Source organism: Oceanisphaera marina (assembly GCF_014643915.1).
Lineage (GTDB): Bacteria > Pseudomonadota > Gammaproteobacteria > Enterobacterales > Aeromonadaceae > Oceanimonas > Oceanimonas marina.
This window is the reverse complement of the sequence record NZ_BMKE01000003.1, coordinates 118,492-140,284: the sequence shown is the minus strand read 5'-3', so window position 1 is coordinate 140,284 and position 21,793 is coordinate 118,492. Positions and strand designations below refer to the sequence as shown.

Here is a 21,793-nt window from a genome sequence, read left to right as displayed (position 1 = left end):
GATTTAAAGTCCGGACTTGAGACTGGCCACAATAAACTTGTCCAGATCACCGTCGAGTACCGCCTGGGTATTGCTTGTTTCTACCCCGGTGCGTAAATCTTTAATGCGCGAGTCGTCCAGCACGTAAGAGCGGATCTGACTGCCCCAGCCAATGTCGGACTTGCTGTCTTCCATCGCCTGTTTTTCTGCATTCTGCTTTTGCAGCTCAAACTCATACAGTTTGGCTTTCAGCTGCTTCATCGCCTGATCACGGTTTTTATGCTGGGATCTGTCGTTTTGGCACTGCACCACTATACCTGTGGGTTCGTGAGTCAAACGCACCGCCGAATCGGTTCGGTTAACGTGCTGACCACCGGCGCCCGAGGCACGGTAGGTGTCTACCCGCAGGTCGGACGGATTGATTTCAATTTCGATATTGTCGTCAATTTCCGGATACACAAAAGCCGAGCAGAAGGAGGTATGACGACGGCCGCCGGAATCGAACGGCGACTTGCGCACTAAACGGTGCACGCCAGACTCGGTGCGCAACCAGCCAAAGGCATATTCACCGCTGAATTTAACGGTCGCCGATTTAACGCCGGCCACATCGCCATCGGACAGCTCGATAATCTCGGTTTTAAAGCCGCTGGCTTCACCCCAACGCAAATACATGCGCAGTACCATGCTGCACCAGTCCTGGGCTTCGGTGCCACCAGAGCCAGATTGCAGATCCAGATAACAGTCGGCGGCGTCATTTTCGCCAGAAAACATGCGGCGAAATTCCAGATCGGCCAGCTTTTTATCCCACACCTCGAGTTCGGCCTTGGCTTCTTCAAAGGTGTCTTCGTCGTTTTCTTCCACCGCCAGCTCAACCAGCTCGCCAATATCGACGATACCCTGGTCTAACTCTTCAAGGGTGCCAACAACGCCTTCCAGCGTGGATCTTTCTTTACCCAGTGCTTGGGCACGCTCGGGCTGATTCCATACATCCGGCTGTTCCAGCTCGGCGTTTACCTCTTCCAGACGCTCTTTCTTGGCATCATAGTCAAAGGTACCCCCTAAGAAGCTGTGCCCGTTCAGACAGCTCCTTAAGTTTATTATTCACAGGGTTTACTTCAAACATGGGTCAAATGACTCTCTATTGTACTGAGTGTATGTGGCGTTGCGCCAACATCAAGAGCTTGATTCTACCGAAAGCCGAGCACAAACGCAGTAGGGAGTGGCTACATTTTGTCACGCCAGCGATATTAAAATTCAGTTAAAGTTTCATTAACAGCGGTCGATATTGCTAGCAACCCCCGCAGCCGAATATCAAAAATGAATAAACTAAAATTAAAGCATAAGATTCTATTGAGTTTCATTGTCGCCATTATCGTCACGGTAACGGCCCTCAGCACCATCAGCTTTCACAATATGAAAGCCCGATTGTATGAAGACAGTGAAACCCTGGTCGCCAGCCTGGGCGAGCGCGAAGCCGAAAAAGTCACTCGCTGGTTCCAGATCCGCCAAGGCATGCTGACGGCCGCCGCCCAACAGCTGGAGCAGGCGCGTCTGCCCGCCCTGCAACAAGCCAAGCAAGCCGGCGGTTTTCAGCTGAGCTACTTTGGCACCAAAGACGGCGTTATGTATGATGATGACCCCGGTATCGATCGTACCGGGTATGACCCACGCAGCCGCCCCTGGTATCAGCAGGCAATGGCAGAAAATCAGGCCATTATTACCTCGCCTTACGAAGACGCCACCGGCCTGGGCACGGTCGTGACCCTGGCTGAGCCGGTACGCAGTTATGGCCAGATCTCTGGTGTGATCGGCGGCGACGTCGGCATCAGCCAGCTGATCAAAGATGTTAATGCCGTAAAATTACCGGCCAAAGGCTATGCCATGATGCTGAGCAAGGATGGCACCATCATCGCCTACCATGATCAGTCGATGATCCTGCAGCCAGCCAGCAGAATCGATAACGAGATTACCGTTGCCAATCAAAGCAAATGGCAGCAAAGCGAGCACATTCACCCGGTAGAGCTCAACGGTGAGCACAAACTGGTGTATAGCCAGGCCGTGCCCGGTACCGATTGGCAGATGCTGATGATTCTGGACAAAGCCGCACTGGAAGCGCCGCTCGCGCCCATGTTATTGCAACAGCTGGGCATTGCGACCCTGGTCGTGGTGGTGGCAGCCATATTGATCAGCCTGCTGGTGCAATGGCTGCTTGCGCCCTTGCTGCGCGTTTCTCAGGCATTGGCGCAAATTGCCGGTGGCCGGGGCGACTTAACCCGACGCATCGAGATCCAGAGCCAGGATGAAGTCGGTATGCTGGCCACCAACTTCAACCGTTTTGTGGGCAGTCAGGCCGAATTGATCAGCCAGATCCGCAGCCAGGCGGAATATCTGGGCAGCAATGCCGAACAGGCCTCGGTACGCGCCAACCAAACCGTCACCGAACTGGGTCGCCAGCAACAAGAAGTGACCATGGTGGCCACCGCCGTCACCGAAATGGCGTCGGCGACTCATGAAATTGCCAATAACGCCGAACAAACCGCCACCGCCGCTCAGCAGTCGAGCAGCAGCACCGCCCACGGCAAACAGCAGGTGAATAAAACCCGCGACTCCATTCATTCGCTGTCCCAAGAGATGATTCAGGCCGCCGGCGTGATCCAGCGACTGGACTTGCATGCCAAGGAAATATCGAGCGTCTTGTCGACCATTCAGGGCATTGCCGAACAAACCAACCTGTTGGCGCTTAACGCCGCCATAGAAGCGGCGCGAGCCGGTGAGCAGGGTCGAGGATTTGCGGTGGTGGCCGACGAAGTGCGCGTGTTGTCACAGCGCACCCACAAGTCGACCGAAGAAATTCAGGAAACCATCACCACCCTGCAACAGGCCACCAAAGAAGCCGTGCAATTGATGGAAACCAGCCGCAATCTAGCCGAGCTGAGTGTGGAAGATGCAGACGCCGCCGCCGAGGCGCTGACCGAGATCACCACCGCCGTCAGCCTGATTTCGGACATGGCCAGCCAGATTGCCACCGCCGCCGAAGAGCAGAGCCAGGTGACGGGTGAAATCACCCAGAACACCACCGCTATCAAGGATGTGGCCGATGAACTGGCCAGCGACGCCCAGCAATCTCTCGCCCAGTCGAAAGACTTGCACAAGCAGGCAGGTGAGCTGAACGGACTGGTCAGCGCCTTTATCCTTTAACAGAGTGGCGTGTAACGCAGAGTAAGCCACATCTTGGCCAACAATAATAAAAACAGGGAGCAATTCTGCTCCCTGTTTTTATTCTGCGGTCATGACAGCATGCTGCTCCACAGCACCAAGAACGGAAGCCTCGGACGGCAAATAGTGTATTTAGGATTGGTTGGCCGCGAAATCCTATTTCGTCTTGCAGGTTTTAATGCCAAGCATGGAATACGCCGGGCATACGCCCGTAAAGGCGGTGACCAGCAAAATGGCGCCCAGCCAGCCCCAGGCCGTTTGCGGCCCCACAAAGACCAGTGCAATTAACACCGCCCCCACTACAGCGCGCAAAATCCGATCCAGAGTCCCCATATTGACTGCCACCTGTGTTCTCCCGCGATTGAGCCATGGTTCAAGCTTAGTCATGCTTCTGGATCTTGGCGCTGCCAAAAACAGTGATACAAACACACAAGAGCGCGGGAAGCCGGGTACTTTCGCTGTAATCTTGACCGGGATCAATGGCGTGAATCGCCGTGTGCACTACTGTCCACACCAGGACTCAATAGATTCTTGATCATCATAGGTATCGGTTATCGAGGCTCTGCCACCAAGAAGGAAGCACTATGTCGAATAAATGGAGAAGCGGCTTTGTTGGGGTCGCATTACTGGGAGTCATGGCGCACTCTGGCCTGGCGAATGCGGCAGGTGATGCCACGGCTGGTGCCGGTAAAGTTACGGCCTGTGCTGCCTGTCATGGCCCGGAAGGCAAGCCGACGGTCGATATCTACCCACAGCTTGCCGGCAAAGCAGCCGCCGACATTGAAAGCGCACTCAAAGCCTATCGAGCAGGTGAACGTACAGCAGGTATGGCCGCCATGATGACCCCACAGGCAGCCAACCTGAGCGACCAGGATATTGCCGATATTGCGGCTCATTACAGCCAGCTGTAATGGTATTTAATATTGTCATGACACTATTAATACGCTGTACGCCGTAAGCTAAAGACAAACTCGGATGTTTGATTCTGGCTTACAGCGTATGGCGTAAAGCGTGCGGCGAAGGTTAAAGCGGGGCGATTTTTTCCACCAGCAGCTGCAGTGACTGCTTGCCCTGCCATTCGTTGACATCCAGCTTGTACACCAGTTGCACCTTGTTGATACCGGCATTGGGCCACACCGCCAAATCCACGTTAAAGGCAATGGCATCAATCAGGGTGCGGCCTTCATCCGCGCTGAGCACCAGCTTCAGGTGTTTTTCGCCCACCAAACGCTGCTTGATAATTCTAAAGTCACCATCGAACAAGGGTTCGGGAAACGCCTGCCCCCAGGGGCCGGCAAAGCGCAACTGCTCGGCCAGGGACAGGGTCAACTCGGTGGCGGTCAGCTCGCCATCACTTAGAATTTCGCCAGCCAGTAATTCCGGACTCACCCACTCGTTAACGGTGCGTTCAAATGCCGCCTTGAAGGGGGCCAAAGCCGCTTTGCGCAAAGACAAACCCGCCGCCATGGCATGGCCACCAAATTTGTCTATCAAGCCGGGATGCTGGCGATCCACCGCTTCCAGCAGATCCCGCAGGTGAACGCCGGGAATGGAGCGCCCCGAGCCTTTCAGCTCATCGTCTCCGGCTTCGGCAAAGGCGATAACGGGTCGGTAATAACGCTCCTTGATGCGCGAGGCCACCAGGCCGACCACGCCTTGATGCCAATCATCCTGATGCAGCACCAAACCACTGGGCAATTCGCCATCACTGATCTGCACCTTGGTGAGGCTGGCCAGCGCTTCATGCTGCATGCTGGCTTCTATTGCCTTACGCTCGCGGTTAAGGTCGTCCATCATGGCTGCCAGCTTGCGCGCTTCATCAAGGTTTTCACTGAGCAGGCAGGCGACACCCATCGACATATCGTCCAGCCGTCCTACCGCATTCAGCCGTGGGCCCAGTGCAAAACCGAGATCGCTGGCCACCAGCCGTGACTGGTTACGCCCCGATATGTCTATCAGCGCCTGAATGCCGGGCCGCAACCGACCGGCACGCATACGCTGCAATCCCTGATGCACCAATACCCGATTATTGGCATCCAGCGCCACCACGTCGGCCACCGTACCCAGTGCCACCAAGTCCAGGTATTCGCCCATGTTGGGGGCGGTGATGCCCTGCCCTTCAAACCAGCCATGCTCGGTGAGTGCCGCGCGCAGCGCCAGCAACAGATAAAACGCCACCCCCACCCCGGCCAGATTCTTGGACGGAAAGTCACAGTCATGCTGATTGGGATTGACGATGGCGGCGGCGTCGGGGAGTACCTCGCCGGGCAGGTGATGGTCGGTGACAATCACCTGCATGCCCAGCGCATTGGCGGCGGCCACCCCGGCGTGGCTGGAAATACCGTTATCCACGGTAATCAGCAGCTCACCATTCAGCTTGGCCACTTCCTCCACCACTTGCGGGCTGAGCCCGTAGCCATAGTCGAAGCGATTGGGCACCAGATAATCCACATGTTTGGCCCCCATGGCCCGCAAGCCATGTACCATCAGCGCCGAGCTGGTGGCACCATCACAGTCAAAATCGCCCACGATCACGATATTGCGCTGCGCCGCCATGGCTTGCTCGAGGATCCGTACCGCCTCGTTCATGCCCTTGAATCCCGGCTTGAGCAAGGCCCTGGCAGTCAGGTCAAGCTGTTCCGCCCGCACCACGCCACGGCTGGCATACAGCCGCTGTATAATCGGCGATAAATCCGTAGGTAACTGATGAGGTGCGCTCACACGGCGCCGAATGGCTAATCGAGAAGGAGTCATATTGGTAGCTGGCATGCAGGTACTGGTTATTTAAACAGGAAGGCAACACTAACCGCCATGCGTGAAATTTGCAACGGCGCTTGAAGTCAGTGAAGGGTGAAGCATAAAGAGGACGATATTTAAAATAACCCCAAGCCTGGCATTATCTTCAGTCGCCAGTGTTATGTCATCCCCTTCACCCATTACTCTTCACTCTTCACATCCTTATCCACGGGGGTGGTGCTCTTCATGCAGGGCGTTGAGGCGGTGGGTGGCGACGTGGGTATAAATCTGGGTGGTGGACAGGTCGGAATGGCCGAGCAGCATTTGTACCACCCGCAAGTCGGCACCGTGGTTCAGCAGGTGAGTGGCAAAGGCGTGGCGCAAGGTGTGAGGCGATAAATCACCGTTGATACCGGCGCGCTGGGCGTACAACTTAATACGATGCCAGAAGGTTTGTCGGGTCATCTGCCGTGCCCGGCGCGACGGAAACACCACATCCGAGGGCTGTTCGCCCAACAGGCTGGCACGCGCCTCTTTAAGGTACAGGGTCAACCAGTGCAGTGCCTCTTCGCCCATGGGCACCAGGCGTTCCTTGTTACCCTTGCCCGTGACCCGCACCAGCCCCTGGCGCAGGCTGATGCTTTCCATCGACAGGCTCACCAGTTCGGTCACCCGCAGGCCGGTAGCATACAATAGTTCCAGCATGGCCTTATCGCGCAACTCCAGCGGATCTTCCACCTCGGGGGCTTGCAGCAGGTTCAACACCTGTTGTTCACTCAGATCTTTGGGTAGCCGCTTGGGCAGCTTGGGCCCGGCAATCAGGATACTGGGGTCGTCATCTCGCAACTGTTCGCGGTGCAGATACTGAAAAAACCGCCGCAACACGCTGAGCATGCGTGCCGTGCTGCTGGCCTTGAAGCCCAAATCGAGCCGATGCGCCAGATACTGCTGCAAGGTCAGGCCGTCTACCGCCAGCAAGCTGTTGCCGGTGTTGTCCAGCCAGACGGCAAAATGCGACAGGTCGCTGCGATAAGACGCCAGCGTATTATCCGACAGCCCCTTTTCCAGCCAAAGGGCATCTACAAACTGCTCGACTAACGGATAACTCATCACTACTCCAGGCTCTGCTCACAGAAAAGCTTCTGTTATGATAGTTCCATTGTCTGAAGCGATAACGGAATCCCATGAATATCGGTTTATTTTACGGCTCAACCACCTGCTATACCGAGATAGCCGCCGAAAAAATTGGTAACCAGCTCGGAGCCGACCTGGTCGATTTGCATAATATCAAGGATGTGCCGCTCTCGCGCGCCCAAGACTACCCGATTCTGATTTTCGGCATTTCCACCTGGGATTTTGGCGAACTGCAGGAAGACTGGGAGTCCCACTGGGACGACATAGACAGCCTCAATCTGGAAGGCCACGTAGTGGCGCTGTTTGGCATGGGTGATCAGCTGGGCTATGGCGAATGGTTCCAGGATGCGCTGGGGTTGCTGCACGACAAGGTCGCGGCCCGGGGGGCTACCCTGGTCGGCTACTGGCCCAACAAAGGTTATGAATTTGAGGCGTCCAAGGCACTCACCGCCGACGGTGACTACTTTGTGGGCCTGTCTCTGGATGAAGCCAACCAGTACGACGACACAGATCCCCGCATCGAAAGCTGGGTCGCACAGCTGCTGGAAGAAATTTCCGCGCTGTAATTGGCGGCCGTAAAGAGTGATGAGAGCAGGCTAGGGACTGGCTGTCATTTAGTCACAAATCAGTAAGCTGTTGAATGAGAGAAAAGAGGCCGCTGGGATAGCCTCATCCGACTCTGTGCATTATTTACTGGCTAAGTAACTTGTGACTAAAAAACAGTCTGTCTGGTAGTAGCTAACCATTAAAAAGGGGCGCCTAGCGCCCCTTTTTACGTTTGAATGTTCAATACCTTATGCCGTAACTTGCTGGCGAGGGGCTGGCATGCCGAGGCCAATCGCGACGGCGACACAGGTGGGCAGTACCCAGGCCATGCCGATATCGAACATGGGCAGCAAGTGGAAGGCGCTCATGTTCAGGCCGGCTGCCTGCATGCCGTCGATTAAACCAAACACCAGCGCCACCGCCAGCGTCAAGCGAAAGGCAAATACCGGGGCTCGCATCAAGGGCCGCAAATAGGTGGCCAGCACCAGGGCGACGGCCACCGGATAAAAGGCCACCAGCACCGGAATGGACACCGTAATCAAGGTGTTCAGCCCCACATTGGCTACCAGCATGCAGGCCAGCGCATTAATCACTACCCAAACACGGTAGCTACCCTTGCCGGTTAAACGATGAAAATAATCGGCACAGGCCGAAACCAGTCCCACAGCAGTGGTGATACAGGCCAGCGATACGATGGCAGCCAGAATCCACAAACCAGGGGCGCCAAACAACGACAACACATACGCGCTGATGATCTCGCCGCCATTATTTGCCGACTCCACCACGCCCAGGCTGGTACCGCCCAGAATAAACAGCGAGACATACACAAAGCCCAGGCCAGCCGCCGCTATCAGCGCCGCTATCATCAAATAACGAGACTGGGCACGCTTGTCGGTCACCCCCTTTTGGCGCAATACATCCAGGATCAGCATGCCGAACATCAGGGCGGCAAAGGTATCCATGGTGTTATAGCCTTCGATGAAGCCCTTGACGAAAGGCTGCGCCATATAGGCTTCGTTGACCTCTGGCTGAGTTCCCTGAGGGCTGATAAATACCGCAATCGCCAGGCCAATCAGCAACAGCAGCAGAATCGGCGTCAGCACCTTGCCAATAGCATCCAGCAACTGCCCCTGATTCAACGACAACAATAACACCAGGCCAAAAAAGCCGATGGTAAACAGCGTCAGGGTGAACTGGGAAGGATCCTGCAAAAAGGGCTTCAGGCCCATTTCATAGGCCACCAGGCCGGTGCGGGGGGCGGCAAAGGCGGGGCCGATAATAATAAAAATCGCGGTGGCCATCACCGTCACCACACCGGTGGGCAAATAACGGCCCATGGTCGGCAAACCGCCACCGGCAAGGGCGGCCGCAATCAGGGTGACCAGAGGTAGCCCCACGGCGGTCAACAAAAAGCCACTCATGGCGCTGGTGATGTTTTCACCGGCCAGAAAGCCTGCCAAGGGAGGAAATATGATATTTCCGGCACCCAGAAAAAAGGCAAAGGTCATAAAACCCAGGCCCAGTACATCAAACGGGGATAACGACTTGTTCACTGCAAACCTCATTGCGGCTGCCGGCATAATGCTAGCTTCGTTTGAAAACAAACGATAATTACGGGGCGACTTGCCACCAGATAAATGCAGTAAAATGCTGATTTCTGACGGCCGCCGAGCAAGCTAGTAGCATAATGATGTGAAAAAGAGATTCAAGGCAAAATTTACATCTTTAAATAGAAAGGAGAAACCAACGACACATATGCATCACCATAGGCATTATAGTTAGTATTAATGACAAGCTCACCACTTACACTGCAGCATTTTGTGCTATTCAGTCGACATAAAAAACGACCAGCCACTTTTCCTTCTTTGGTTATAACTGCCACCTTTTCTGCTACAAAAAAGTCATATGCAGCAGCTTGCACTAACGCTTCATCCATGGCTTGGCTCGGTAACACCAGCATCAGACTCCCCGTTGGAGACAGTAATCGCCGGCTGTGGCGGAACAGCTCGGCCAGCGACAGACTCCCGGTATGGCGTGCCTGGCCACGAGCCGTATCGGCAAACTCTTGCCCGTGAGCAAAATAAGGCGGATTGCTCACGATAAGATCGAAAGGGTCAGCAAGGTACTCTTGCAGCGCCCCCTGCACTATGTCGATTTTTTTTGGCCAGGGCGACGCCCGCACATTGTCGGCCGCCTGCAAGGCGGCAGCTTCATCCAGCTCCAGGCCCGTAATTTTTACCTCTGGCTCGCTGCGCTGCGCCAGCATCAGGGCTACCAATCCGGAGCCGGTGCCTATGTCCAGAATACGCCGTGCCGAGCCCAGACTGGCCCAGGCGCCAAGGAGTATTCCGTCGGTGCCCACCTTCATGGCACAGCGGTCATGATTGATATGAAACTGCTTAAACGTAAATCCGCGACTACTCATGCTGATCCTGACAGGTTTTTTTATCCGAATTCCCCTATAATACCCGCCTTTTAGGCGAACGAGACCGATCATGAGCAGTATGACCTTCGAGCAACTGGAACTGGATCCCATTCTGGTCCGCGCATTGACCGATATGGGCTATGCAAAACCGACCACCATTCAGAGCCAGGTTATCCCCGAAGCCATGAGCGGACGGGACATAATGGCTTCTGCCCCGACTGGCACCGGCAAAACGGCAGCATTTTTATTGCCCATTTGCCAGCACCTGCTGGACTTTCCACGCCGAAATGCGGGCCCGGCCCGGATTTTGATTTTAACGCCCACCCGCGAGCTGGCGATACAAATTGGCGAAGATGCAAAAAAAATCGCCAGGCATACGCCATTACGGGTAGAGGTGATCACCGGCGGTGTGCACGAAAGCCAGCATCTACCGGCCCTCACCAAAACCACGGATATAGTGGTAGCGACGCCAGGGCGACTGCTGCAATACATTGAAGAAGAGTCGTTCGACTGCCGTGATATCGAAATGCTGGTGCTGGATGAAGCCGACCGCATGCTGGACATGGGCTTTATCAAAGAAGTGGACCGCATTGCCGCCGAAGCCCGCTGGCGCCGCCAGACCATGCTGTTTTCGGCCACCCTGGAAGGTCACGGCCTGATGAAGTTTGCCGCCGATCTGCTGAAAGACCCGGTGGAAGTCAGCGCCGAGCCACCACGCAGCGAACGCAAAAAAATCAACCAGTGGGTGCATATGGCTGACAACCCGGAGCATAAATTTGCTCTGTTGCTCAATTTATTGCGCCAGCCAGATGTTACCCGCAGCATCATCTTCGTGAAAACCCGTGAACGCTTGATGGAGCTGGCCAGCCGCCTGCAGCAAGAAGGCCTGCACAATGCCTGGCTGCGCGGTGAAATGGAGCAGGAAAAACGCAACGAAGCCCTGAGCCGTTTTCGTATTGGCCGGGTCAATATTCTGGTGGCGACCGATGTCGCTTCTCGTGGCATCGACTTGCCACAGGTCAGCCATGTTATTAACTATGACATGCCGCGCACCGCAGATGTGTATGTGCACCGCATTGGCCGTACCGGCCGTGCCGGACAGAAAGGCACCGCCATCAGCCTGATTGAAGCCCACGATATGCCGCTGCTGGTGAAAGTAGAGAAGTATATCGAAGAGCCACTGAAGCGCCGCTTTATCGAAGGGTTAAGGCCTCAACATAAAGAAGCCAAGGTCGCCTCACGCAAGAAAAAAGACGGCGAGCGCAGCAGCAAGAAAAAAGTGGCGCCAGTCAAAAAAGAAAAGGTGCGTTTAAGAGACACCAAGGCCAAGGGCAAGCCAAAGTGGGCAACGGAAAAATCCGCTGCAGACAAGGCGAACAAGTCGGGCCGTAAACCCGCCGCCAAAGATAATAACCAATAAGCCCAGCCCCCAGAGGGGTCAGCGCTGAATCGCAAGGGATGAAAAGTGGGCAATCACTTTTCATCCCTTTTTCTTTATGGCGCTCGGTGTCTGGTCTGCAGGCGTATCCATGGCCCGATAAGGCTCGACTGTCGGCTATGCTTACCTGATACCAGCCTCGTTTACCTCCACCAAGGCGGCGTTATGTTGAAACATTATTCGGGCCCCGAGCGGCGCAAACAGCAAAGACGGTACATTCTGGATCGACGCGACTTGCTGCGCTGGCCCCCGGAAGATCGGGAGCGTCGCATGACGGTAGTGGGTCGGCGCAAGGCCGACCGGGCCAAAAGTCTGTGGGATCACTAACCTGTTCGCGCCCATAAAAAAACCGGCCCATCAGGACCGGTCAAAAATGAAAATGAAGAAGAGAGAGTATTCAAATTCAGTAAGCACACTAGTTATGAGCCTGATCGAGCCGAAAGGTTCCGGCTGTTTGTTATTTATTTTGCCAAGCTCCCTGCTGCTGGCAACATCTCTGTGTTCTTCGAGGTCGCTCGAGACCAACCATAAAAAAACCGGCCCATCAGGACCGGTCAAAAATGAAAATGAAGAAGAGAGAGTATTCAAATTCAATAAGCACACTAGTTATGAACCTGACCGGCCTGAAAGGTTCATCTTTTTTAATTTTATTTTACTGAAGTGTTTAAAAACCATACGCTGTAAGCCTGTCTCTTAGTCACAAGTCTGTAAGCTGTTGAGTAAGTGCAAAGAGGCAGTAGGATTGCCTCCGCCAACGCGCTAAACCGCATCCCTGCGACGCTCGGCAAATGCCGTCCCTGGCATTTGACGGTTGGCTACGACAATTCCTACTGCCTCTTTCAGCTATGCGGTGCCGTCTGTTGATAGCACTCACAGGCCATGCCGCTGTCGACAGGAAGGCAGAGGGGGTCTGCTCAGCCGACCATCCGCGCCAGGGATGGCGCGGCTGAGCCTACAGGGACCGTATTTACGGCGAGTCGGAGGAGGTGTGCCCTCTGCCTGAAAAGCCACATTAACTTCAACAAATAGTTGTGACTAAGAGACAGGCTGTAAGCCGTAAGTTAAAGGCAAACACAGCGCATCTTTAACGAACAGCGTACGACTTCAAGCGTAGCGCTGCCCTTCGCGTTACAGCTCTTCCCGCTTGAACACCAGTTCGGTGGCGCTGGACTCGGCTTCTACAAAATAGTAGCCCGCGGTATCGAAGGCGGTTAGCTGGCTCACCTCGGTCAGCTGATGCTCGATAATATAGCGCGCCATCATGCCCCGCGCCTTTTTGGCGTAAAAGCTGATGATCTTGTACTGGCCGTTTTTGCAGTCTTTGAACACGGGCGTAATAATCTGCCCGGCCAGGTGCTTGGGCCGAACCGCCTTGAAGTACTCGTTGGATGCCAGGTTGATCAATACATTATCGCCCTGCTCTTCCAGCGCCTGGTTGAGCTTGTCGGTAATAATGTTACCCCAGAAGGCATACAGGTCTTTGCCGCGCTCGTTATCCAGTTTGGTGCCCATCTCTAGCCGGTAAGGCTGCATCAGGTCCAGCGGCCGCAACAGGCCATACAAACCCGACAACATGCGAAAATGTGCTTGTGCAAAGGCAAAATCCGCCTCGCTCAGGCTTTCGGCATCCAGCCCGGTATACACATCGCCTTTAAAGGCCAATAGCGCCTGCTTGGCATTGTTCGGAGTGAAGTCGGGCTGCCAGTCGGCAAAGCGCGCGGCATTCAGCCCCGCCAGCTTGTCGCTGATCTTCATCAGCTTGCCAATCTCGGCCGGGCTCAACTCTCGGGCACGCTCGATCAACCGCGCCGATTCGGCCAGCAACTCGGGCTGAGTGAAATCGGTAATAACCGGCGGCGTATCAAAGTCCAGTGTCTTGGCGGGTGAAACCACTATCAGCATGCGTTACCTCTACATTGCTATCATAAAAAAGCACCATCACAACGGCAGCGTCATGGCGCAAGACAATATTCAATCGTGGGCCATGGCGGCCCACTCAAGATTCTATGGTTACGTTGTCGAACAGGCCGGCATCCAGCCCATGGTTTCCCCCTTGCAGCTTGATCATCAGTCGCAAGTCGTTGGGTGAGTCGGCATAGGCCAGGGCCTCGCTGTAGCCAATGTGCTGTTGCGTATAAAGATCGAACAAGGCCTGATCAAAGGTTTGCATGCCTTGCTCGCGAGATTTGCCCATCAGCTCTTTCAGACGATGCATGTCACCCTTGCGGATCAGGTCGGCCATTAACGGCGTGTTCAGCAATACTTCAAAGGCGGCACGACGTTTGCCGCCATCGCGGGTAGGAATAAGCTGCTGGGCCACGATCGCCTTGAGGTTGAACGACAGATCAAACTGTAACTGCCGATGCTTGCCTTCCGGCACAAGGTGCATAATGCGATCCAGCGCCTGGTTGGCGTTATTGGCGTGCAAGGTAGCCATGCACAGGTGTCCGGTTTCGGCAAACGCCAGGGCATAGCCCATGGTTTCTTCGCTGCGTATCTCGCCAATCAGAATCACGTTGGGGGCCTGGCGCAGCGAGCTTTTCAGCGCCGCTTCGAACGATTCGGTATCGATACCGACTTCACGCTGGGTAATAATGGAGCGCTCGTGCTGATGCACAAACTCCACCGGATCTTCTATGGTCAGAATATGATCGTCGGCATGACGGTTGCGATGACCAATCATGGCTGCCTGAGTGGTCGACTTACCGGTGCCGGTGCCGCCCACAAACAACACCAGCCCGCGTTTTGCCATGGCGATTTCACGCAGACTGTCGGGTAGATACAGCTCTTCAAAGGTCGGGATCTTGCTTTCGATACGGCGGACCACCATACCGGCCTTCTCCTGCTGCCAAAAGGCACTGACACGAAAACGCCCGTATTGCTCGTCACTGATGGCAAAGTTGGCTTCTTTATGCAGATGAAACTGTGCATGCCAGTCACCGGTCAGGCACGACTCCACCAAGGCCAGGGTGTCTTCTGCCGTCAGCCGGGTGTCGCCAACGGGTACCAGTTTGCCATGGCTTTTTACCATGGGCGGCACGCCGACGGACACATAAAGATCCGACGCCTGCTTATCCACCATGACCTGCAATAAAGGCGTTAACTGCATTATTGTCTCCAATTATTGAATGCTCTGCGGATCCGTCGCCTTCAAACGCGCTTCTACCGACGTCACCAGGCCGCCGCTCACCAGCAGCTTCAGGCACTGATCCATGGTTTGCATACCGTGGGCCATGCCGGTCTGGATCACCGAATACATCTGCGCCACCTTGTCTTCGCGGATCAGGTTGCGAATGGCCGGCGTGCCCAGCATGATCTCGTGAGCGGCAATACGCCCGCCACTGGGTTTCTTCAACAGGGTTTGCGAAATCACCGCGCGCAATGATTCAGACAGCATGGATCTTACCATGGCTTTTTCGGCACCGGGAAAGACATCGACAATACGGTCTATGGTTTTGGCAGCCGACGAGGTATGCAAGGTGGCAAACACCAGATGCCCGGTTTCGGCGGCGGTCAGCGCCAGACGGATCGTCTCCAGATCGCGCAACTCACCCACCAGGATAATATCGGGATCTTCGCGCAGGGCCGACCGTAACGCATTACTGAAAGAATGGGTGTCTCTGTGCACTTCACGCTGGTTGATCAGGCATTTTTTATTACCGTGCACAAACTCGATTGGATCTTCTATGGTCAGAATGTGCTTGTTTTCGTGCTCGTTGATGTGGTCGATCATGGCCGCCAGTGTGGTGGACTTGCCCGAACCTGTGGGGCCCGTCACCAGTACCAACCCCCGTGGGTACTCGGCAATGCGCCGAAAAATATCGGGCCCACCGAGTTGTTCCAGACTCAACACTTCGCTGGGGATAACCCGAAACACCGCCGCCGCGCCACGTGCCTGATGATAGGCATTGACCCGAAAGCGCGCCAGCCCGGGTAATTCAAAAGAAAAATCGATTTCCAGGTTGTCTTCAAACTCTTTGCGCTGGTGATCGTTCATGATGTCGTACACCAGGCGATGCACCTCTCGGTGCTCCAATACCGGCAAGTTGATTTTGCGCACTTCGCCATCAACGCGGATCTGGGGGGGCACCCCGGCAGACAGATGCAGATCCGAGGCATTATGTTTTACACTAAAGGCCAATAATTCCGTAATATCCATTATCTTTCCCCGTCGCTCTTGGTTTATTACTCATATGAATACTATCCTACAACAGCTGCACCTGGTGCACGACAGAATTGCCGCCGCCGCCACTGACTGTGATCGCCACCCCAATGAAGTACAACTACTGGCCGTCAGCAAGACCAAACCGGCGGCCGACGTATTAACGGCCTATCAGGCAGGCCAGCGCCAGTTCGGGGAAAACTATGTGCAGGAAGCCATCGATAAAATACAGACTTTAAAGGCGCAATGCCCCGGTATTTGCTGGCATCTGATCGGCCCGTTGCAATCCAATAAAACCCGCCAGGTGGCAGAAGCCTTCGATTGGGTGCAAAGTGTCGATCGGCTAAAGATTGCCGAGCGCCTCAGTGCCCAGCGCCCCGGTAATATGCGCCCGCTGAATATCTGTTTGCAGGTCAACATCAGTCAGGAAGCGAATAAATCCGGAGTCTTGCCCAGTGAGGCCGACGCACTGGCCGCTGCCATAGCCGCGCTGCCAGGCTTGTGCCTGCGTGGCCTAATGGCGATTCCCGAGGCAACCGACAATAGCGACAAACTAACGACACAATTACTAGAGTTACAGCAACTGTTTGATAGAATGGCAGAAAAATATCCCGACATGGATACCTTATCCATGGGTATGAGTAACGACCTAGAACTCGCAGTGGCCTGTGGCAGCACCCTGGTTAGGGTTGGCACGGCTATATTTGGCTCTCGCAACGTGTGAGTAATCTGTAATGGACCCGAAGTCTGTAATAGAAAAAAGAAAGCTGGCCTTTATTGGGGCAGGCAATATGTCACGCAGCCTGATTTCCGGGCTGATCCAGTCGGGTTATCCAGCCGATGCCATCATGGCGACCAATCCCTCACCGGGAAAACTGGAACAACTGGCTGCCGACTTTGGCATTCACACCAGCCAGGATAATGCGCAGGCCACCGCCTGGGCCGAGGCGGTGGTGCTGGCGGTCAAACCCCAGATGATGGCCGAGATGCTGACGACGCTTCAAAAACAAAACGCCAGTCTGGATGGCAAGTTGCTGATCTCGATTGCCGCCGGTATCAATGTGTCGCGCCTTGAGCAACTCACCGGCCTGCAGCGTATTATTCGCACCATGCCCAATACGCCTTCCCTGCTTGGGCTGGGCATGACCGGCCTGTATGCGCGTTCGCACCTGGCGCAGGCCGACCGCGATTATGCCGAGCAAATGATGCAGGCCGTGGGCAAGACCCTGTGGGTGGCCGAAGAAGACGGCATCAACCAGATCATCGCCGCCGCCGGCAGTGCGCCCGCCTATTTCTTTTTGTTTATGGAAGCCATGGCAGCCCAGGCTTGCCAATCGGGCTTTAGTGAACAGGAAGCCCGGTTACTGGTAGAGCAAACTGCGCTGGGCGCCGCCAATATGGTTGCCGCCAACCCCGATCGCAGCCTGAGCGAACTGAGAGCGCAGGTGACCTCCAAGGGGGGCACTACAGCCGAAGCCATACGTCACTTTCAAGAGCACGGGCTGGAACAGCTGGTTGCACAAGCCATGTCTGCCGCCGTTACCCGGGCACGCGAATTAGAAACCCAGCTCTAAGGAAAATAAATGAATACCGCTTACTACCTGATTAATACCGTGTGCAACCTGTACCTGATGGTGGTGTTGATGCGCATCTGGTTACAGCTGGCCAGAGCCGACTTCTATAATCCCTTCAGCCAGTTTGTGGTCAAGGCGACCAATCCGATATTGAAACCCATGCGCCGCTTTATTCCCGGTTATTTTGGCATCGACATGGCGGCCCTGCTGCTGGCGGCATTGGTGGTGGTGGTCAAGCTGACCCTGCTTTACGGCCTTAATATACTCGAGACCGATATGTGGTCCGACTGGCTGCTGCTGGTCGTACTCACCATCGTTAAAAAAGCCGGCATCATGCTGTTCTGGATTTTGATTATTCGCGCTCTGCTGAGCTGGGTCAGTCAGGGCAACAGCCCCGTTGAGTATTTAATGGTGCAGTTAACCGAACCCTTGCTGGCCCCCATACGCCGAGTTATTCCGCCGTTAGGTGGACTCGACCTTTCCATGCTGGTGTTTTTTATCGTACTGCAGATTCTCAACGCGCTGATGGGCGATATCTTCGTTCTCTGGTGGGGAATATAAACCTGCCGGTTCAACGCAAGGGAGACACACTTTACCTGCGACTGTATCTGCAACCCAAGGCCAGCCAGGATCGATTTCTTGGCTTGCATGGCGACGAGCTAAAAGTCGCCATTACCGCACCGCCGGTGGACGGCAAGGCCAATGCCCATCTGCTGAAATGGCTGGCCAAGCAGTGTCGGGTGGCCAAGTCTCAGGTACAGTTAGTGACCGGTGACTGCAGCCGACACAAGAAAATCATGATCACATCGCCAAAAGAGATACCCGCAGAATTAGCGGAACTCTTGGCCAAGTCGACCTAAACTTAATTCAATACGCGACATAAAAAGGAAGAGTGATGTTCAAGAACATGCTTACTGCCTTATGGCTTGGCTTGGGGCTCCTGCTCTCGGTGCAAGCTCAGGCCGACGAAACCAGGGTTGGCGACTGGACCGTGCATTACTCCGCTCTGCCCTCCACCTTTTTAACCCCGGAGGTGGCGCGTGCCAACCGCATCGAGCGCAGCCGCTATAACGGTATTTTGAATATTGCGGTGCTCGATAAAAACGGGGCACCTCAGCAGGTTAACCTGACGGGCCAGGGCAAGACGCTGATCGGCACCATACGCAAACTGGAATTTCAGACCATACGCGAAGGCGACGCCATCTACTACATTGCCGAATATCCCTATCGCAATGAAGACAATGTGCTGTTCACCATCGATATTCAAGGTCCCGGGCGGGGTGGCGAGCTGACATTTCGCCATACTTTTTATACCGATTGAACCTGCTGGCATCTGACCACTCACTTCTTGAGGCAGCAGTGTTATTATGCGCGCTCAAACGCCTCAGTCTAACGGGAGTATCAGGTGAGCAAGCAGATAGTACTGGCCTCGGGTAACGCCAAAAAAGTTGCCGAATTACAAAGCCTACTCGGTGAGCTGAACATGACTGTCACTCCCCAAAGTGAACTGGGAGTGACTGACGCCGACGAAACCGGCACCACCTTCGTGGAAAATGCCATTATCAAGGCGCGTCATGCGGCCGCCATTACCGGCTTGCCTGCCATTGCCGACGACTCCGGTCTGGCGGTTGCGGCGCTGGACGGCCGCCCAGGCGTGTATTCGGCACGCTTTGCCGGCGAGAACGCGACCGACCAGCAAAACCTCGAATTATTGCTCACGCAACTGCAAGGTACGCCGGCACAACAACGCCAGGCCACTTTTTGGTGTGTATTGGTGTTTATGCGCCATGCCAATGACCCCACACCACTGATTTGCAGTGGCTCATGGCAAGGCGAAATCACCACCACAGCCCTGGGCGAACAGGGCTTTGGCTACGATCCCGTGTTCTGGGTACCCGAGGCCGGTAAAACCGCCGCCGAACTAAGTGGCGCCGAGAAAAACCGCCTCAGCCACAGAGGCAAGGCCCTGCGTCAGTTACAAGACCAGTTGCACGCCTTGCTGCAAGAGCCGTCATGATGCTGCATCTTCCGCCGCTTAGCCTTTATGTGCATATTCCCTGGTGCGTGCAAAAGTGCCCTTATTGCGACTTTAACTCTCACGCCATGAAAGAAGCGATCCCCGAGCAGGCCTATATCACCGCGCTGCTGGACGATTTGCGCCAGGATTTACACTTCGCCCAGGGGCGCGAGCTGCACAGCATTTTTATTGGCGGCGGCACCCCCAGCCTGATGAGCCCGGATGCCATCAAGCGCTTGCTCGATGGCATCCAGGCACTGATTCCGTTTGCCAACGCCATGGAAATCACCCTGGAAGCCAACCCGGGCACGGTAGAAGCCGGCCGATTTGCCGGTTTTAAAGCCGCCGGAGTCAACCGTATCTCTATTGGCATACAAAGCTTTCAACCGGAAAAACTCACCCGACTGGGGCGGATTCACGATCCCGAGCAGGCGCGCTTTGCCGCAGAAGAGGCGGCTTTGGTGGGGCTGAACAGCTTTAATATCGACCTGATGCACGGGCTTCCCGATCAGAGCCTGAGCGATGCGTTGTCGGATCTGGAGCAGGCCATCGCACTGGCGCCGCCCCATTTGTCCTGGTACCAGCTGACCATAGAGCCCAATACCCCTTTTGCCTCACGCCCACCCGCCTTGCCCGAAGACGACATTCTGGCCGATATTTATGAACAGGGTCATGCCTTGTTACTGGCCAACGGCTATCGGCAGTATGAAGTGTCGGCCTATGCCAAACTCGGCTTTGAGGCCCAACACAATTTGAACTATTGGCGTTTTGGTGATTATCTAGGCATCGGCTGTGGCGCCCACGGTAAAATCACCCTACCGTTAGAAGGCAAACTGGTGCGCACCGTCAAGGTTAAGCACCCCAAAGGTTACCTGGAAGACAACCGGCCTTATCTGGATCAGTATTGGCCCATCAAACCGCAGGATCTGTCGCTGGAATACTTCATGAATCGGTTACGCCTGTTCGAGCCCATTCCCAAACAGGAATTCCATCAGCTTACCGGGCAATGCGCCAGCGTGCTGGAAGCCCCGCTGACAGAGGCCTTGCGGCTGGAGCTGCTGAACGAGACCGAGGCCCACTGGCAGGTAACGCCACTGGGACGACGCTTTTTAAACCGGTTACTCGATTTGTTTATTACCGACTGATGCGGGTAACATTGCCGTTATTATCGCCTTCACCTGTGGGCCGGAGCCTTATGTCATCACTGGTTTACGAATATCCTCTTAATGAAAAATGTCGCAATTACCTGCGTCTCAATGACTTGCTGCAACAAATCAAGCAATGCCGCCACCTCACTGCCAGCGGCCAGACCGTTGCTCTCTTTAAAGCGCTGCTTGATATTATCGAGCTGCTGGAGCGCTGCGATATTCGCACCGATCTGGCCAAAGACCTGAGTATACAAAAAGAAAAACTGGCCGCCTGGGCCGAGGCGCCGGGTATCGATGCCGCGGCTCTGGCCCAGCTTGAGCAGCAACTGGCCGAGTTAAGTCAGCAATTGCCCCGTTCGCCACGCTTCGGTCAGCAACTGCGCGAAGACAAGCTGCTCACCGCCATTCGCAGCCGTTTTGCCATCCCAGGTGGCCTGTGTTCATTTGATGTGCCGCAGTTGCATTACTGGCTGCATCAACCCCAGGCCATTCAGCAGCAAGATATTGATGGCTGGCTGTCTCAGTTGCAGCTGTTGCAGCAAGGTCTGGAATTACAGCTTACCCTGTGGCGGGAAACAGGCCAGTTTCAGTCGCAGGTAGCAAGCAACGGTTTTTTTCAGGACGATGCGGCAAATACCCACATTATTCGTTTGCGCGTACCGGCCGATCAGGCCATTTATCCAGTTGTCAGCGGTAATAAGTACCGCTATACCATACGTTTTATGCCGGTTGATAATCATGAAATCGGTAATGTTGAATTTGAATTGGCGAATATTAAATGAACAAAATACTCACCGTTACCTGCCCTACCTGTAATGCAACCGTGGAATGGGGCGAGCAAAGCCCGTTTCGTCCGTTTTGCAGCAAACGCTGCCAGCTGATTGATTTAGGCGAGTGGGCAGACGAAGAAAAGCGCATCCCCGGGGAGCCTGCCTGGCTACCAGATCAGGATAACGAAAATGAGTACTGATAAAGCGCCTGCGTCAGCGGTTAAAAAATCTTCGCCTGCGGCGCAGAGAAAAGTACTGGTGGCGGTCGGAGTGATCGAAAACAGCCAGGGCGAGATTTTTATCTGTCGCCGCGGCGCCGATCAGCATCAGGCAAACAAATGGGAGTTTCCCGGCGGCAAGGTCGAGGCCGGCGAAACCGTGGCTCAGGCACTGGCCCGCGAACTGGCAGAAGAAATCGGCATAGAGGTACACGCCTGTCAGCCCTTCATGCAGATAGAGCACGACTACGGCGACAAGCACGTGACTCTGGCCATTCGTAAAGTCACCGCTTTCAGCGGCACCCCCAGCGGGCTGGAAGGCCAACCCAGCCGCTGGGTGTCGGTCAGCGAGCTAAACCAGTACGACTTTCCTGCCGCCAACGGCCCGATAGTGGACAAGCTAAACCAAGCTGTAAGCTGTAAGCTGTAA

At 55.0% G+C, this 21,793-nt stretch carries 24 protein-coding genes; 15 read left to right on the top strand and 9 right to left on the bottom strand.

Annotated features, from left to right (window positions below):
* Window positions 1–3: 3 nt before the first annotated feature.
* A protein-coding gene (prfB, locus tag IEW52_RS03015) for a peptide chain release factor 2 (RefSeq protein ID WP_188628590.1) occupies window positions 4–1,102 on the bottom strand; the annotation gives its coding sequence in 2 pieces (ribosomal slippage) (window positions 4–1,026 and window positions 1,028–1,102; 1,098 coding nt in all).
* Between the two features lie 194 nt (window positions 1,103–1,296).
* Here prfB and IEW52_RS03010 point away from each other — a divergent pair.
* On the top strand, window positions 1,297–3,177 hold the full coding sequence (locus IEW52_RS03010) for a methyl-accepting chemotaxis protein (RefSeq protein WP_188628589.1): 1,881 nt from the start codon (window positions 1,297–1,299) through the stop codon (window positions 3,175–3,177).
* Between the two features lie 174 nt (window positions 3,178–3,351).
* Here IEW52_RS03010 and IEW52_RS03005 read toward each other — a convergent pair whose 3' ends face one another.
* The gene (locus IEW52_RS03005) at window positions 3,352–3,582 is read right to left on the bottom strand and encodes a YgaP family membrane protein (protein ID WP_229667764.1); all 231 of its coding nucleotides are present in this window, start codon (window positions 3,580–3,582) and stop codon (window positions 3,352–3,354) included.
* A 197-nt stretch (window positions 3,583–3,779) separates the two neighbouring features.
* Between IEW52_RS03005 and IEW52_RS03000 the strand changes: the two genes are divergently transcribed.
* On the top strand, window positions 3,780–4,106 hold the full coding sequence (locus IEW52_RS03000) for a c-type cytochrome (RefSeq protein WP_188628588.1): 327 nt from the start codon (window positions 3,780–3,782) through the stop codon (window positions 4,104–4,106).
* Window positions 4,107–4,218: 112 nt separating this feature from the next.
* On the opposite strand, the gene recJ is transcribed toward IEW52_RS03000, so the two are convergent.
* A complete protein-coding gene (gene recJ / locus IEW52_RS02995) occupies window positions 4,219–5,964 on the bottom strand; it encodes a single-stranded-DNA-specific exonuclease RecJ (protein WP_229667763.1) in 1,746 nt (581 codons plus the stop codon).
* Window positions 5,965–6,153: 189 nt separating this feature from the next.
* The gene (xerD, locus tag IEW52_RS02990) at window positions 6,154–7,041 is read right to left on the bottom strand and encodes a site-specific tyrosine recombinase XerD (protein ID WP_188628587.1); all 888 of its coding nucleotides are present in this window, start codon (window positions 7,039–7,041) and stop codon (window positions 6,154–6,156) included.
* 74 nt (window positions 7,042–7,115) lie between these two features.
* Between xerD and fldB the strand changes: the two genes are divergently transcribed.
* On the top strand, window positions 7,116–7,631 hold the full coding sequence (gene fldB, locus IEW52_RS02985; RefSeq protein ID WP_188628586.1) for a flavodoxin FldB: 516 nt from the start codon (window positions 7,116–7,118) through the stop codon (window positions 7,629–7,631).
* A gap of 228 nt (window positions 7,632–7,859) precedes the next feature.
* Here fldB and brnQ read toward each other — a convergent pair whose 3' ends face one another.
* Window positions 7,860–9,176 (bottom strand): branched-chain amino acid transport system II carrier protein, encoded by a 1,317-nt coding sequence (gene brnQ / locus IEW52_RS02980; protein ID WP_188628585.1) that lies wholly within the window; start codon window positions 9,174–9,176, stop codon window positions 7,860–7,862.
* A gap of 152 nt (window positions 9,177–9,328) precedes the next feature.
* Window positions 9,329–10,036, bottom strand: a complete 708-nt coding sequence (locus IEW52_RS02975) for a tRNA1(Val) (adenine(37)-N6)-methyltransferase (protein ID WP_188628584.1) — start codon at window positions 10,034–10,036, stop codon at window positions 9,329–9,331.
* A gap of 70 nt (window positions 10,037–10,106) precedes the next feature.
* On the opposite strand from IEW52_RS02975, the gene srmB reads away from it, so the two are divergent.
* Together srmB and IEW52_RS02965 are read left to right on the top strand one after the other, a co-directional pair.
* Entirely contained in the window at window positions 10,107–11,456 is a 1,350-nt protein-coding gene (gene srmB, locus IEW52_RS02970) for an ATP-dependent RNA helicase SrmB (RefSeq protein ID WP_188628583.1), read from the top strand.
* Window positions 11,457–11,639: 183 nt separating this feature from the next.
* A complete protein-coding gene (locus tag IEW52_RS02965; protein ID WP_188628582.1) occupies window positions 11,640–11,801 on the top strand; it encodes a hypothetical protein in 162 nt (53 codons plus the stop codon).
* Between the two features lie 801 nt (window positions 11,802–12,602).
* Here the strand turns inward: IEW52_RS02965 and yaaA are convergent.
* The 3 genes from yaaA to IEW52_RS02950 form a co-directional block, all read right to left on the bottom strand.
* Window positions 12,603–13,376 carry a peroxide stress protein YaaA gene (gene yaaA / locus IEW52_RS02960; RefSeq protein WP_188628581.1) on the bottom strand — a complete coding sequence of 258 codons (774 nt, stop codon included), beginning with the start codon at window positions 13,374–13,376 and terminating at the stop codon, window positions 12,603–12,605.
* Between the two features lie 94 nt (window positions 13,377–13,470).
* Entirely contained in the window at window positions 13,471–14,583 is a 1,113-nt protein-coding gene (locus IEW52_RS02955) for a PilT/PilU family type 4a pilus ATPase (protein ID WP_188628580.1), read from the bottom strand.
* A 12-nt stretch (window positions 14,584–14,595) separates the two neighbouring features.
* Window positions 14,596–15,633, bottom strand: coding sequence for a type IV pilus twitching motility protein PilT (locus IEW52_RS02950; RefSeq protein WP_188628579.1), 1,038 nt, complete (start codon window positions 15,631–15,633; stop codon window positions 14,596–14,598).
* 34 nt (window positions 15,634–15,667) lie between these two features.
* Here IEW52_RS02950 and IEW52_RS02945 point away from each other — a divergent pair, with 34 nt between their 5' ends.
* From IEW52_RS02945 to mutT, 10 genes are all read left to right on the top strand, one after another.
* Complete coding sequence (locus IEW52_RS02945) at window positions 15,668–16,360, top strand: YggS family pyridoxal phosphate-dependent enzyme (RefSeq protein WP_188628578.1); 693 nt, start codon at window positions 15,668–15,670, stop codon at window positions 16,358–16,360.
* 28 nt (window positions 16,361–16,388) lie between these two features.
* Window positions 16,389–17,210 (top strand): pyrroline-5-carboxylate reductase, encoded by an 822-nt coding sequence (gene proC, locus IEW52_RS02940; RefSeq protein ID WP_188628660.1) that lies wholly within the window; start codon window positions 16,389–16,391, stop codon window positions 17,208–17,210.
* A 9-nt stretch (window positions 17,211–17,219) separates the two neighbouring features.
* A complete protein-coding gene (locus IEW52_RS02935) occupies window positions 17,220–17,771 on the top strand; it encodes a YggT family protein (RefSeq protein ID WP_188628577.1) in 552 nt (183 codons plus the stop codon).
* A complete protein-coding gene (gene yggU, locus IEW52_RS02930) occupies window positions 17,768–18,070 on the top strand; it encodes a DUF167 family protein YggU (protein WP_373286211.1) in 303 nt (100 codons plus the stop codon). Before IEW52_RS02935 ends, yggU begins: the two co-directional genes overlap by 4 nt.
* Before the next feature lie 47 nt (window positions 18,071–18,117).
* Window positions 18,118–18,531: a DUF4426 domain-containing protein gene (locus tag IEW52_RS02925; RefSeq protein ID WP_188628658.1), complete on the top strand. Its 414-nt coding sequence runs from the start codon at window positions 18,118–18,120 to the stop codon at window positions 18,529–18,531.
* An 84-nt stretch (window positions 18,532–18,615) separates the two neighbouring features.
* Window positions 18,616–19,227: an XTP/dITP diphosphatase gene (locus IEW52_RS02920; protein WP_188628576.1), complete on the top strand. Its 612-nt coding sequence runs from the start codon at window positions 18,616–18,618 to the stop codon at window positions 19,225–19,227.
* Window positions 19,227–20,372: a radical SAM family heme chaperone HemW gene (gene hemW / locus IEW52_RS02915; protein WP_188628657.1), complete on the top strand. Its 1,146-nt coding sequence runs from the start codon at window positions 19,227–19,229 to the stop codon at window positions 20,370–20,372. Before IEW52_RS02920 ends, hemW begins: the two co-directional genes overlap by 1 nt.
* Before the next feature lie 50 nt (window positions 20,373–20,422).
* Entirely contained in the window at window positions 20,423–21,157 is a 735-nt protein-coding gene (gene zapD / locus IEW52_RS02910; RefSeq protein ID WP_188628575.1) for a cell division protein ZapD, read from the top strand.
* The gene (yacG, locus tag IEW52_RS02905) at window positions 21,154–21,345 is read left to right on the top strand and encodes a DNA gyrase inhibitor YacG (protein WP_188628574.1); all 192 of its coding nucleotides are present in this window, start codon (window positions 21,154–21,156) and stop codon (window positions 21,343–21,345) included. The genes zapD and yacG overlap by 4 nt, the downstream gene beginning before the upstream one ends.
* Window positions 21,335–21,793, top strand: a complete 459-nt coding sequence (gene mutT, locus IEW52_RS02900; protein WP_188628573.1) for an 8-oxo-dGTP diphosphatase MutT — start codon at window positions 21,335–21,337, stop codon at window positions 21,791–21,793. The genes yacG and mutT overlap by 11 nt, the downstream gene beginning before the upstream one ends.

Coding starts and splice junctions, on each gene's coding strand:
- IEW52_RS03000 (WP_188628588.1), top strand. CDS start 3,780: ATGTCGAATAAATGGAGAAGCGGCTTTGTTGGGGTCGCATTACTGGGA.
- IEW52_RS02955 (WP_188628580.1), bottom strand. CDS start 14,583: ATGCAGTTAACGCCTTTATTGCAGGTCATGGTGGATAAGCAGGCGTCG.
- IEW52_RS02925 (WP_188628658.1), top strand. CDS start 18,118: ATGCTTACTGCCTTATGGCTTGGCTTGGGGCTCCTGCTCTCGGTGCAA.
- IEW52_RS02945 (WP_188628578.1), top strand. CDS start 15,668: ATGAATACTATCCTACAACAGCTGCACCTGGTGCACGACAGAATTGCC.
- yacG (WP_188628574.1), top strand. CDS start 21,154: ATGAACAAAATACTCACCGTTACCTGCCCTACCTGTAATGCAACCGTG.
- yaaA (WP_188628581.1), bottom strand. CDS start 13,376: ATGCTGATAGTGGTTTCACCCGCCAAGACACTGGACTTTGATACGCCG.
- IEW52_RS02965 (WP_188628582.1), top strand. CDS start 11,640: ATGTTGAAACATTATTCGGGCCCCGAGCGGCGCAAACAGCAAAGACGG.
- IEW52_RS02975 (WP_188628584.1), bottom strand. CDS start 10,036: ATGAGTAGTCGCGGATTTACGTTTAAGCAGTTTCATATCAATCATGAC.
- IEW52_RS03010 (WP_188628589.1), top strand. CDS start 1,297: ATGAATAAACTAAAATTAAAGCATAAGATTCTATTGAGTTTCATTGTC.
- zapD (WP_188628575.1), top strand. CDS start 20,423: ATGTCATCACTGGTTTACGAATATCCTCTTAATGAAAAATGTCGCAAT.
- xerD (WP_188628587.1), bottom strand. CDS start 7,041: ATGAGTTATCCGTTAGTCGAGCAGTTTGTAGATGCCCTTTGGCTGGAA.
- hemW (WP_188628657.1), top strand. CDS start 19,227: ATGCTGCATCTTCCGCCGCTTAGCCTTTATGTGCATATTCCCTGGTGC.
- recJ (WP_229667763.1), bottom strand. CDS start 5,964: ATGCCAGCTACCAATATGACTCCTTCTCGATTAGCCATTCGGCGCCGT.
- IEW52_RS03005 (WP_229667764.1), bottom strand. CDS start 3,582: ATGACTAAGCTTGAACCATGGCTCAATCGCGGGAGAACACAGGTGGCA.
- IEW52_RS02935 (WP_188628577.1), top strand. CDS start 17,220: ATGAATACCGCTTACTACCTGATTAATACCGTGTGCAACCTGTACCTG.
- IEW52_RS02950 (WP_188628579.1), bottom strand. CDS start 15,633: ATGGATATTACGGAATTATTGGCCTTTAGTGTAAAACATAATGCCTCG.
- mutT (WP_188628573.1), top strand. CDS start 21,335: ATGAGTACTGATAAAGCGCCTGCGTCAGCGGTTAAAAAATCTTCGCCT.
- brnQ (WP_188628585.1), bottom strand. CDS start 9,176: ATGAGGTTTGCAGTGAACAAGTCGTTATCCCCGTTTGATGTACTGGGC.
- srmB (WP_188628583.1), top strand. CDS start 10,107: ATGAGCAGTATGACCTTCGAGCAACTGGAACTGGATCCCATTCTGGTC.
- fldB (WP_188628586.1), top strand. CDS start 7,116: ATGAATATCGGTTTATTTTACGGCTCAACCACCTGCTATACCGAGATA.